At 74.0% G+C, this 12,275-nt stretch carries 9 protein-coding genes; 1 reads left to right on the forward strand and 8 read right to left on the reverse strand.

All coding sequences use genetic code 11. The annotated features are described in order from the left end of the window. Window positions 1-260 precede the first annotated feature (260 nt). The gene (locus ACQP00_RS26715) at window positions 261-1,229 is read right to left on the reverse strand and encodes a tyrosine-type recombinase/integrase (RefSeq protein WP_433199303.1); all 969 of its coding nucleotides are present in this window, start codon (window positions 1,227-1,229) and stop codon (window positions 261-263) included. Further along, window positions 1,226-1,867, reverse strand: a complete 642-nt coding sequence (locus ACQP00_RS26720; protein WP_433199306.1) for a class I SAM-dependent methyltransferase — start codon at window positions 1,865-1,867, stop codon at window positions 1,226-1,228. The genes ACQP00_RS26715 and ACQP00_RS26720 overlap by 4 nt, the downstream gene beginning before the upstream one ends. Before the next feature lie 197 nt (window positions 1,868-2,064). Between ACQP00_RS26720 and ACQP00_RS26725 the strand changes: the two genes are divergently transcribed. After that, window positions 2,065-2,625, forward strand: coding sequence for a histidine phosphatase family protein (locus ACQP00_RS26725; RefSeq protein WP_433199309.1), 561 nt, complete (start codon window positions 2,065-2,067; stop codon window positions 2,623-2,625). A gap of 91 nt (window positions 2,626-2,716) precedes the next feature. Here ACQP00_RS26725 and ACQP00_RS26730 read toward each other — a convergent pair whose 3' ends face one another. From ACQP00_RS26730 to ACQP00_RS26755, 6 genes are all read right to left on the reverse strand, one after another. Continuing rightward, a complete protein-coding gene (locus ACQP00_RS26730) occupies window positions 2,717-5,086 on the reverse strand; it encodes a HelD family protein (RefSeq protein WP_433199312.1) in 2,370 nt (789 codons plus the stop codon). A 170-nt stretch (window positions 5,087-5,256) separates the two neighbouring features. After that, complete coding sequence (locus ACQP00_RS26735) at window positions 5,257-5,709, reverse strand: DUF6193 family natural product biosynthesis protein (protein ID WP_433224001.1); 453 nt, start codon at window positions 5,707-5,709, stop codon at window positions 5,257-5,259. A 249-nt stretch (window positions 5,710-5,958) separates the two neighbouring features. Then, window positions 5,959-6,429: an NUDIX domain-containing protein gene (locus tag ACQP00_RS26740; protein WP_433199315.1), complete on the reverse strand. Its 471-nt coding sequence runs from the start codon at window positions 6,427-6,429 to the stop codon at window positions 5,959-5,961. A 53-nt stretch (window positions 6,430-6,482) separates the two neighbouring features. Continuing rightward, the gene (locus tag ACQP00_RS26745; RefSeq protein WP_433199318.1) at window positions 6,483-8,435 is read right to left on the reverse strand and encodes an Hsp70 family protein; all 1,953 of its coding nucleotides are present in this window, start codon (window positions 8,433-8,435) and stop codon (window positions 6,483-6,485) included. Window positions 8,436-8,554: 119 nt separating this feature from the next. Next, complete coding sequence (locus ACQP00_RS26750; RefSeq protein WP_433199321.1) at window positions 8,555-9,265, reverse strand: thymidine kinase; 711 nt, start codon at window positions 9,263-9,265, stop codon at window positions 8,555-8,557. An 11-nt stretch (window positions 9,266-9,276) separates the two neighbouring features. Next, the gene (locus ACQP00_RS26755; RefSeq protein WP_433199324.1) at window positions 9,277-12,264 is read right to left on the reverse strand and encodes an AfsR/SARP family transcriptional regulator; all 2,988 of its coding nucleotides are present in this window, start codon (window positions 12,262-12,264) and stop codon (window positions 9,277-9,279) included. Between the last annotated feature and the right edge of the window lie 11 nt (window positions 12,265-12,275).

Below are 12,275 nucleotides of genomic sequence, written 5' to 3' on the forward strand. Positions count from 1 at the left end.
TCGGCGCCGTGACCACATGCTGCCCGCGCCATGCAACGTGGCAAACGCCCGCCGCTCAGGGCCGTGCGGCGACAGGAACGGCCGCGGGCGTCCGGAATGGCTGCGTGCGTCAGGAACGGCCGCGGGCGTCCGGAATGGCTGCGTGCGTCAGGAACGGCTGCGGTGAGAAGCGGCCGGTGCCGACGCGACGGGCGAGGCCGAAGCGACTCTCGGACGGGCGGGATCCGAAGAGCGGCACAGGCGGTACAAGAGCGGCGTTTTCAGGCTCTTCCCCGCCGGGCGCGGGCCGCTGCGAGGGTGTAGGCCGGGTCGCGGTCCAGGTTGTGCCGGTCGCGGTCGTAACGCCTGGTTGTGCGCGGGTCCGCATGCCCCATCGCGTCCTGGACGTCCTCCAGGGGCACGCCCTCGTCCCGGGCCGCCGTCGCGAACGCGTGGCGCAGCGAGTGCGGGCTCAACCGGTCCCAGGCCGGCACGGCCGCGTCCCGGGCCAGCCGGCGCACCAGCCGGAACACCGCGTGACGGTCCACTCGACCGCCGGTAGCCGTCGCGAACAACGGGCCCGGCAGATCGCCGCGTGACGCCAGGTAGTCGTCCAGTGCCCGCAGTACGCCCGGGGTCAGCGCCCGGCGGCGGGACTTGCCGCCCTTGCCGGTGAAGCGCACCGTGCGGTGGCCGCGCTCCGAACCGAGGTCGTCCACGTCCAGGGCGACCACCTCACCGACCCGCAGCCCCAGATCCGCGAGCAGCGCCAGGATCGCCCGGTCGCGGGCGGCGGTCGGGCCGTCCAGTCGCGCGGCCGCGGCCAGCATCGCGTCGACCTCCGCGGCGGCCAGGCCGACCGTCGCGGAGACGTCCCGATCCACCCGGGGGCGGTCCGCGCCGCCGACCGGGTTGGCCGTCACCGCTTCCAGGCGCAGCAGGAACTGGTACCAGCTCGACAGTGCCGACAGCTTGCGCGCCACGCTCGCCGGAGCCAGGGGTTTGCCGGTCCGGGAATCGACCGTGGACTCCAGGTCCCGGGCGTAGGCGTTGACGTGCAGGAACGAGGTGCGCAACGGGTCCAGGTCGCGGGTGGTGCACCAGACGAGGAACTGCTGGACGTCGCGGCGGTACGCGGCGCGGGTGTGGGCCGAGAGCCTGCGGTTGGCCAGCCACGCCTCGGTGAAGTCGGTGGCGCCGTCGGCGATCGCGGGCAGGGCGGGCGGCGGGAGGCGCTCGGGGCTGCTCATGGTGACGGGTTGACCGCCCACACGGTGGTGCGCTTGATCGGTGTGTCTTCCAGCGTCTGCGGTACCGGCACGTCGTACTCCGCCAGCAGCGTCAGATGCTCCCGGGGCAGGTAGGCGCGGCCCGGGTCGCCGACGAGCACCGTCGCGCCGTTGCGGGCGGCCCGGCGCAGGTAGTCGAGCATGCGGCGGGTCATCTCGCGGCTGTAGAAGACGTCTCCCGCCAGTACAACGGCGGCGTCTGGCTCCTGCTCGAGGACGTCGGCCAGCAGCGGGGTGACGGCCACGCCGTTCGCCTCGGCGTTGATGGCGATCGCGGCCACCGCGAGCTCGTCGATCTCCACGGCGGTCACGTGCGCGGCGCCGGCCTTCATCGCGGCGATCGCGACCAGGCCCGAGCCGGCGGCGAGATCCAGCACGGTGCGGCCGGCGAGCAGGTCGGGGTGATCGAGCACGTACCGCGCGAGGGCCTGCCCACCCGCCCAGGCGAACGCCCAGAACGGCGGCGGCATCTGCCCGCCCTGATCGGTTTCGGTGCGTTCCCACAGCTCAATGGCCTCGTCGGCGAGCCGGAGCCGGACCTCGGGGGCGAGCGGCACGGGCACCAGGCGGGTGTTGTCGAGGACGAACTGTGCGGTCATCGGAGCGGACCGTACCAGGCGGGCTGTCACTCCTGCGTGCGACGCCCCGTGCACGTGCACTTCGGTACCGTCGCAACATGGGCGGAGATGCCGTATTCGTCTGGATCATGCTCGGGCTCGCGGTGGTGGCCCTGATCCTGATCCTGCTGTACGTCGATTCGTGGCGCCGCAAGGACGATGCCTGAAAAGCTGGGTGCATGAGCAGCACCACGGTCTACCTCGTGCGCCACGCCGAGCAGGCGACCGGCGGCGACGGGCTCTCCGCGCTCGGCGCCACCCAGGCCGCGCTCGTCGGGCGGCGGCTGGCCGGCATTCCGTTCACCGGCTTCCACCACAGTCCGTTGCCGCGGGCGGCCGAGACCGCCGCGATCATCGCCGGGACGCTGACCGCCGGGGCCGGGCCGCACCCGTGCGAGCTGGCCGCGGACCGTACGCCGGTGCCGTCACCCGGCCGCCGCTCCCGGTATCCGACCCGGTACCTGCCGTGGCTGGACGCGGTCCCGGCCGGTGAGCGCGACGAGGACGCCGCCGCGCTCACCGACGCCGTGGACCGGCTCACCCGGGTCGGTGACGGCGACCGGCACGAGCTCGTCGTCACCCACCGTTTCGTCGCCGCCTGGTTCGTGCGGCACGTCCTCGGCGCGCCCGAGTGGCGCTGGCTCGTCATCGAGCAGGCCAATACGGGGCTGAACATCGTGCGGTACGAGCCCGGACGCCCACCCCTGCTGGTCTGCGCGAACGACACCGGGCACCTCTGACAAGTCCCCGAACGGGGGTTGCTAGAGTCACCCTCGGTTCGGTGAGCGTGCTGGAGTCCGACCCATCACGCTCCCGGCCAGAACCCGCGTCCTACATCCCCACCACCGCGTGCAGCGAGTCCGGCAACGAGCCCGGGTGCAGGATGCCGAGGCGCTGGGTGGCCCGGGTCAGCGCCACGTAGAGATCGTTGGCGCCGCGCGGCGACTCCTCGACGATCCGCTCCGGGTCCACGACCACGACACCGTCGAACTCGAGACCCTTGGCCTGCTTCACGGTGAGCACGACGACGCGGGTGGTCAGGTCGGGCTCCTCGCCGAGCGCGCAGTCGGGGGCGGCCTTGCGCACGTGCGGTACCAGATCCTCGAAAATCCCCGCCGGCAGGATCACGCCGAGGCGGCCCTCGCCCGCCGCCTCCGCCTCCTGCTCGACCGCCTCCGCCAGGGCGTCGCCGAGCCGGGACGGGGCCACGCCGCGCACCCACGGCTCCACGCCCGCCTCGCGCACCGACCGCGGCGGCTGGATGTCCGGGTCGATGCCGGCCAGCACCCCCGCCGCCACCGACATGATCTCGGCCGGCGTGCGGTAGTTGACGGTCAGCTCCCGCAGCCGCCAGCGCGCGCCCACGTACGGGGTCAGCGCCTCGCCCCACGACGACGCCCCGCCGAGGTCACCCGTCTGGGCGACATCGCCGACGACGGTCATCGAGCGGCTCGGGCAGCGGCGCATCAGCAGCCGCCACGCCATCGCCGAGAGCTCCTGCGCCTCGTCGACGATCACGTGCCCGAACGCCCACTTGCGGTCGGCGGCCGCCCGCTCGGCCGGGGTCAGCGCCTCGCCCTCGTCCTGCCGCTCGGCGAGCCGGTCGGCTTCGAGCAGGTCGGTGACCGACAGCAGCTCCGGGTCGTCCTCGTCCTCGACGTCGATCGACCGTGAGCCGAACGCGATCTCCAGGGCCCCTTCGGCGTACGCGACCTGCTGCCGGCGCCGCCGCTCGGCCAGGATCTCCAGGACGGTCTCGTCCTCCCCGAGCAGCTCCGCGGCCTCGTCCAGCAGCGGCACGTCCGCCGGCGTCCACCCCTCGCGCGGGGCCCGCTTCAGCCGCGGGTCGGCCCCGGCCGCAGCGAGCCGCTTGTCGGAGGCGAACAGCGCGGCCAGCAGCTGCTGCGGGGTGAGGATCGGCCACAGCCAGTCCAGCGCGCCCAGCACCTCGGCCTCGCCGCGCAGCTCCCGCCGGATCTCGGCCAGGTCGGCCTCCTCCAGCAGCTGCGCGTCGCCGGGCGCGTCGTCGCCGCCGAGCGGATCGTCGGCGTACGGGTCGATCCCGATCGTGTCCGCCACCACCAGCGACAACGCGTGGATGATCTCGGTGTCGAAGGTCGGGCGGGCCAGGTTGTGCAGCTTCCCGCCGCGCCGGGCGCGTTCCCGGGCGTCCTCGATGACGGCCGGCTCGAGGACGACCTCGGCGCCGTCGAGCAGGTCCAGGCGCAGCCGCAGCGGCTCGGCCGGCACCCGCTGCCGGTCCCGCACCGCCTCGGCGAGGACCTCGGCCATCTCGGCCCGGCCCTTGATCGCCGCGACCTCGGCCGGCTCCTCGCGGTCGGCGACCACGCCGGGGAACAGGTCACCCATCGTGCCCAGCAGCACGCCGGTCTCCGCCAGCGACGGCAGGACCTGCGAGATGTAGCGCAGGAAGGTGGCGTTGGGCCCGACGATCAGCACGACGCGCGAGGACAGCATCTGCCTGTGGGTGTACAGCAGATACGCCGCCCGGTGCAGCGCCACCGCCGTCTTGCCGGTGCCCGGCCCGCCCTGCACGACGAGGACGCCGTTGAGGTCGGCGCGGATGACGTGGTCCTGCTCGGCCTGGATCGTCTCGACGATGTCGCGCATCCGGCCGGTACGCGTGGCGTTCAACGCGGACAGCAGCGCCGCCTCGCCCGTCACCCCGTCGTGCGCGCCGCGGCCGGTGGCGTGCGCCTCGCTCAGGTCGAGGACCTCGTCGTCCAGGCCGGTGACGGTGCGCCGCTCGGTGCGGATGTGCCGGCGGCGCCGTACCCCGTCCGGTGCTGCAGCGGTCGCCAGGTAGAACGGCCGGCTCGCCGGGGCCCGCCAGTCGATCAGCAGCGGCTCGTAGTCGTTGTCCTCGTCGAAGATCCCGATCCGGCCGATGTAGCGGACCTCGTCCTTCGCGAAATCGAGCCGGCCGAAGCACAGCCCGTTCTCGACCGCGCTGTACTGCGCGATGCGGTCGGAGTACAACGCCGTCTGCGAATCGCGGTGCGACCGGTCCGCCGGCGTCCCGCCGCCCTGCAACAGGGTCGAGGTGAGCTGCTGCGACGCCTCCTCCCGCAGGCGATCGAGGTGCTCGTAGAGCGTGTCGAGATGCGCCTGTTCCTCGACGGTGTCGGCTGTGTCGGATGGGTTTGACAATCCGCTCTCCAGTCGGCTAACATTCAGCATGTCGACGCCCTGGTGGCGTCTTTTTTGTTGCCCGAACGCTCTACTCTAGCTGTTGGGCGGCCCGCCGTGCGAATCGATGTCGCGAACCACGCCGCCCGTCCCGGCCTAATCTACGAGGACCCGCGCACCGGCGGCGAGATCGGCGCCGGAGGAGGCGTCAGCCTGCCAGTTCAGTCCGCCCACGAGGCGACGATCTCGGCCGCGCGGGCGATCGCGGCCGGCGTCGGCAGGGCGGCGGAGAGCTCGCCGCCGTAGGGCCGCACCATGAACCCGCCGACCGTTGGGTGGAACGCCAGGCCGCGGCTGACCAGGCTGGGCCGGTCGCGGCGATCGTACAGGTTGAGGGTGCCGTGACTGATCCACGGCCACGCACGGCGGAGCACCGGGTTCGCCGCGGCGGCACGGGCGGGCGGCACCTCCGTGTCGTCGTCGTTGTGCTCGGTGAGCATGTGCCAGAGTGCTTCGATCGCGGCCGCCGGGTCGATGACGGCAAGGTACGGGTGACGTTCGGCGAGCTCCTCGGCGGTACGCCCGTCGTGCAGGTCGAGCATGGTGCCGGCGATCTCGTCCAGGTCGCCGGTCCGGCCCGCCGCGGCCGGGTCGCCGAGGTACCTCCACACCATCACCTCATAGCCACCGCCACAACCGGCGCGCACGCTGATGTGACCACTGGAGGTGAGCAGCTGGGCCGCGACCGGGCCGAAGCGGTCCGAGCCGCCGCGCAGCCGCTCGAGACCGGTCCGCCGGTGCAGTTCGCCGGCCAGGCCACCCCGGTCGAGCGCGGCGGCGCGCGCGGCGTCGAGCGCGGCCAGGAAGCGGATGAAGTGCGGGTCGAAGCGGGCCGGGTCAGCCGCCGCGAGCTCGTCCCGGGTTCACCACCGCACCGCGTGGAACTCGCGGGCGTCCGGGCGGATTTCCTCGTCGCCGGCGCAGGTCAGGACGTACCAGAGGCTGACGTCGGTGTGGCCGTGGTCCTGCCCGACCGTACGCGTGATGGTCAGGAAGATCGGCGACCGCGACAGACCCGCATCGCCCAGGCCGAGCTCTTCCCGGATCTCCCGCCGCGCGGTCTGGGCGGGGTCCTCGTCGACCTCGACGTGCCCACCCGGCGGAAGCCACAGCCCGGCGTTGACGTGATCGACGAGCAGGATCCGTCCGTCCGCGGCGACCGGCACCACGTAGGCCACCAGATGCTGCGGCGGAGAGGCCGGCTTGACCCGCCGGAACACGTCGTCCGTACGCGCCAGCCAGTCCAGCGCCGCCGCGCGGTGCTCGGCGCCGAGCCTGTCGACCGGTGCGAGCCGGGACACCAGGCCATGAACGACCGCGACGGACGCACGCATCCGGGAATGCTGTCACGGCCGCCGCGCCACCGCAGTCCCGGCGCGCTTCGCCGTCACCGGATGAGCTGTACCACGGTGCCGATGCCGCCGGCGGCGAGCAGCACGGCGGCCGTCTTGGGCAGCCAGCGCACGGCCCCGGGTTCGCGGCCGGCCACGTACCGGCCGAGGGCGGCGGCCGCCCCGACGAACGCGACCACAGCGGGCAGCCCGGCCAGCGCGAGCCCCGGCGTAACACGGGCGGTGAAGTCGGGCCCGTGGGCGGCGCCGAACCCGGCCAGCGCGAGGCTGAGCCCGCCGAGGTCGGCCACCCCGAAGCCGGCGCGTACGCGGTGACGCTCCGTACGTCTCGCGAATGCCATTGCCGCACCGGTCAGCACCGTCACGCCGAGCACCGTCAGTACCGCCACGGATCCCCACCGTGACGAGATCTCGCCGACGCCGAGGTACCCGACGAGACATCCGGCCGGCAGTACCCCGACATGACAGGCCAGCCGCCGGAACAGCCGGGGCCCAGCCGCGGCGAACAGGTAGGCCAGCCACATCGCGTACCCCGGGTACAGCAACGCGTCGCCGAGCCAGAACTCCCACTCCGGCACCCGCTCACGCGCCGGTCCCGTCATCACCATCAGCCCGGCGAGCAACGGCACCGCCACGAACAGTGACCGTCCGCCCCGGCTCGCGCCCGCCGCGGCATCGCGGGGCTGAGCGTCGACGATGCCGGCCGCGGCCCCAGCTCCAGTCCGTGCCGGCGCAGCAACGGGCGGATCCGATGGCATTTCCGACGGAGCTTCGGGTGGCGCCTCCGGCTGTCGAGTCTGCGGTGGGCCCGGCAAGGGGCGGGCCACGATCGCGGCCGTTTCCGCCGAGACCGCGGGCGCGTCGAGGACCGCGGCCCAGGAGCGGATCTCGGCGCGTGGGCGGACGATCCGTGACGGTGCCGTCACCGCCGCGACACTGCCCTGGGCCACTGCCAGTTCGGGCTGTTCCATCACGGTGGGTGCGGTTCCGGTGACGCGGTGCAGGAGGGTGGCGACGAGTGGCATCCGGCTCGAACCGCCCACCAGGAACAGGCCGGCGAGGCGGCCCGACGGTACGGCGGCGGCGATCACCGAGCGGGTCAGCGCCACGGTCCGCCCGACGACCGGTGCGGCCAGGCGTTCGATCTGCTCGCGGCCCAGGGGTGCGTCCACGTCCAGGATGGGCAGGTGCACGTACGTCGAGGCCGAGCGGGACAGGATCTCCTTCGCGGTCCGCACGTCCTCCCACAGGTTGCGCCGTGCGCGGCGGTCCGCGGCGGAGGTGGGCTGGTCGAGGCGGCGGATCTCGGCCGGGTGACCCTCCGCATACACCGCGCCCAGATACGCGACGATCGCCGCGTCCACGTCCAGGCCGCCCCCGTCCGGGAGGCCGTCGCTGGCGGTGACGTCCCAGCCACTATCGGTACGCTGGACGATGGACGCGTCGAACGTGCCGGCCCCGAAGTCGTACACGGCGACGCACGATCCGACCGGCACGTCGGCCCCGGTGCCCTGGGCGAAGCAGGTGGCGGCCGCGACCGGTTCCGGCACCAGGTCCGGAGGGCCGGACAGGGAGGCCTGCGCGGCCGCCTCGAGCAGCACCGCCCGGCGCGGCGCCGCCCACGCCGCCGGGTACGTCAGCGCCACACCCGCCGGCGGCCCGCCCATGGTCCGGATCGCCTCCGCGCGGACCTGGGCCAGCACCGCGGCGATCAGTTGCGGCACCGGGTACTCCCGGTCGCCCAGCAGCACCGTCCCGTCGTCGATGCGCCGCTTCGGGTGGGGTTCGAAGCACTCCGGGCGCACCCTCGCCGCGTGCGCCGCCTCGCGGCCGACGAGCAGGCCCTCGCCGCTCGCGCACACCGACGACGGCAGCTGCGGGAAGCCGTCGAACAGCAGGGGCCGGGTCCGGCCGCCGGGTTCCTGGATCACGGCCGCGGTGTTGGAGGTGCCGTAGTCGATCCCGAGGCGGTACCCGACAGTGATCACGAGCGCACCCTACGACGTGACACCCGGCGTGGTCATTGACCGGAACGAGGGGGTGAACACCGCCGAGTGACAGCCCGCCACGACGACGAGACAGCCCCGGACCCGGTGGCACGGGACCGTCACACGAGGCGCAGCTGGCCCTCGGCGCGGGCGGCCGGGCCGAGGTTGCCGGCGCGGTGGTGGCGGCGGCACAGCACCTGGTAGTGCACGTCGGCCGGGGACGGCGAGACCATGTCGTCGGCGGCGGTGTCGCCGATCACGACCTGGTCGCCCTCCCGGGCGATGAGGCCGTCGACGACGCGGGCGTTCAGCGTCCCGGCCCGGCCGCACCAGCACAGGACCTCGACCTGGACGCGGGTCACCTCGTCGGCGAGTTCGAACAGGCGCTGCGCGGCCGGGAACAGGCAGGTGCGGAAGTCGGTGGCGAGGCCGAAGGCGTACACGTCGACGTCGGAGTTGTCGACCAGGTCGGCGAGCTGTTCGATCTGCTCGACGGTGTAGAAGCTGGCCTCGTCGCAGATGAGGTAGTCGACGCGGATGCCGCGGGCCCAGCGGTCGCGCACCAGCGAGCGCAGATCCAGTCCGGCGACGTCGACGGCGTCCTTGCCCAGGCCGATGCGGGTCGACAGGCGGCCGGGGCCGGCCCGGTCGATCGTCGTCAGGACCAGGCCGTGGCGGCCCTGCCGTGCGTGGTTGTAGTCCATCTGCAGGGCCAGGGTGGATTTGCCGCAGTCCATCGGGCCGTAGAAGAACTTCAGCCGGCCGCCGCGGCGGGTGCGGGAGTCTCCGGCGGCCACGCAGGCGGATGGGTCGTCGTCGGTTGGCGTCACGGCGAGGAAGCCTACTTGTCGGTGCCGTGCAGAAGGGCTTCGACCTCGGCGAGTTCGGTGACGCCCATCGCCCGGTACAGGTCCGCGGCCGCCTGCAGCCGCTGCCGCGACAGCCGCGGGTCGTCGGTGGACAGGCCGAGGCCGTGGTAGGCGCGGGCCTGCTCGTAGCGGTACCCGGCCCGCATCGCCCGTTCCAGGGCCCGCGCGTATTCGGCCTTGGCCGCGTCGAGCCGCCCGGCCGCCCGCAGGCCCGCGCCGTGGTTGCTGGCGGCCAGGCAGGCGATGTGCGGTTCGAGGTGCTCGGAGTCGCGGGCGGCCGCCTCGACCAGGGTCAGGCCCTCGTCGAGGCGGCCCAGCGCGATGAGGCTCACCCCGAGGTAGCTGCGGGCCTCACAGATCGTGGCGGTGCCGGCCTCGGGCGGGATCCGCTCGACGGTCCAGCGCAGCAGCAGCTCGGCGAGGGTGTGCTGGCCGAGGAGCTGGCGGATGACGGCGAGCTCGATCGCCCCGTTGATGGCCAGCTGGGTGCCGGCGGCGCGGCTGACCCGGCCCGCGGCGAGGGTGCGCCGGGCGGCGACGGTGGCCTCGTCGATGCGGCCCCGCAGCCGCAGGATCATGGTGAGGGTCGGCCACTGCCCGGCGTACACCGTGTCCTCGGCGGGATAGATCGGCAGCAGCGACTGCTCGAGCAGGTCGAGGGCCTCGCTGAAGCGGCCGGAGAAGTGGTAGACGGCGGCGAGGTTGGACCGGGCCCGGGCGCCCCATTTCGGGTGCTCGCCGATGAGGTTGAGGTGGTGCGCGGCGTGTTCCTGGTCGCCTTCGCGGGCGTAGGCGGAGGCGAGGTAGTTGCGGGTCATCGCCACGAGGTCGTCGTCGGCGAGGGCCTCGGCGGCGGCCAGGGCGCGGTGGTGCAGGTCGATGGAGACGTCGTTCATCGACTGCCGGAACAGGTACCCCCACACGGCCCGCGGCAGCAGCACGGTGTGCCGGTGCCGGCCGAGCCGGTCGGCGAGCTGGGTGACGGCGATGAGGTTGCCGATCTCGGCGTCGAGCCACCGGCGGGTGTCGGCGAGGTCGGCGAAGCGCGGCACCCACGCCTGCACGTCGCCGACGTCGATCGCGCCGCGGGCCCGGCCGTGCTCCCACGGGCGGGTCGCGGCGGCGGCGGCCTGCAGGTAGAAGTCGAGCATCCGGTCGGTGGCGGCGTCGTGTTCGGGGTCGTCGGCGGCGAGCTGCGCGGCGTACTCCCGCAGCAGGTCGTGCAGCCGGAACCGGCCGGCGACGGGCTCCATGAGCAGGTGGGCGTCGACGAGCCGGCCGAGCAGCTCGTCGGCGTCGCGCAGCGGAAGGTCGGCCAGGGCGGCGGCGACCGGGACCGCGAACTCGCCGGAGGGGTGCAGGCCGGTGAGCCGGAACAGGCGGCGGGCGGCGTCGTCGAGGGCACGGTACGACAGGGCGAACGCGGCGTGCGGGGACCGCCCGTCGACGGTGAGGTCGATCGGGGCCGGGTTGGCCTGGCGGAGCCGGTCGGCGAGGTCGGCGACGCTCCACGAGGGGCGGTGGGCGAGGCGGGCGGCGGCCAGGCGCAGCGCCAGGGGGAGCCCGCCGCAGAGGCGCACGACGTCGGCGACGGCCCGCGGGTCGTGCTCGGCGCGTTCGCCGATGACGGTGGTGACGAACCGGACGGCTTCGGCGTCGTCGAGGACGTCGAGGGACACGGAGTGGGCGCCGTCGAGCCCGCCGAGGCGGCGGCGGCTGGTGATGAGCACGAGGCTCGCCGACGCCCCCGGTAACAGCGGGGTGACCTGGGCCGGGTCGGCGGCGTTGTCGAGCACGACGAGCATCCGGCGCTGGGCGAGCTCGCTGCGCCAGCGGGCGACGCGCTCGTCGGGGTCGGCGGGGATGCGTTCGGGGTCGAGGCCGAGGTGGCGCAGCAGCAGCCCGACGGCGTCGTGGGCGGCGAGCGGCGGGCGTTCGCCGTGGGCGCGCAGGTCGACGAAGAGCCGTCCGTCGGGGTAGCCGTCGGCGACGAGGTGCGCCACGTGTACGGCCAGGCTGGTCTTCCCCACGCCCGCCATGCCGTCGACGGTGAGCACGACGGGGACGTCGCCGCGGCCGGGCCGGGCGGCGGCGACGAGCCGGGCGACGAGGTCGTCGCGGCCGGAGAAGTCGGCGATGTCGCGGGGCAGCGTCCACGGGGTCGGGACCGGCATGGCCCGGGTGGCCGGTGCGGCGCCGAGCAGCGCGGGCGGGCCGGGCGGGGCCGGTTGACCGGCGGGTGCGGGTTGCAGCAGCCCCCGGTACAACTCCTGCAGGGCGGCGCTCGGGGCGAGGCCGAGCTGCTCGTCGAGGGCGTCGGCGAGGCGCAGGTAGACCTGGATCGCGTCGGCGGTCCGACCGACCCGGGCCAGGGCGGTCATCAGCTGGCCGTGCAGGCGTTCCCGCAGCGGGTGCTGCTCGGCCAGGCCGGTCAGCTGGCTGATCAGCTCGGCCTGCAGCCCGAGTTGCAGTTCGACGTCGAGGCAGTCCTCCAGGGCGCTGTTGTGCCGCTCCTCGAGGGCGACGGCGGCGGCCTGGACGCTGGGGGAGTCGACGCCGGCCAGGGCGGGGCCGCGCCACAGGTCGAGGGCGTCGCGCAGGTGCTTGCGGGCGGTGTGCAGCTCCCCGCCGGCCATCGCGGCCCGCCCGTCGGCGACGAGCTGGCCGAAGACGAGGGTGTCGAGCTCGTCGGGGGCGACGACGGCGCGGTACCCGGCGGTGTCCGTCTGGATCGCGCCCGGCAACTGCCGGCGCAGCCGCGACACGCACGTGTGCAGCTGGGCCCGGGCGGTGACCGGGGCGGCGTCGCCCCAGACGGCATCGACGAGCCTGGGCAGCGTCACCACCCGGTTCGGCTGCAGCAGCAGCATGACCAGCAGGACCCGGTCGCGGGTCGCGGAGATCTCCAGCCGCCGGCCGGCGACATCGACCTCCAGCGGACCGAGCAGCCGGTAATGCACGAACCGAACAG

It is taken from the genome of Dactylosporangium sp. CS-047395 (assembly GCF_050942185.1).
Classification (GTDB): Bacteria; Actinomycetota; Actinomycetes; order Mycobacteriales; family Micromonosporaceae; genus Dactylosporangium.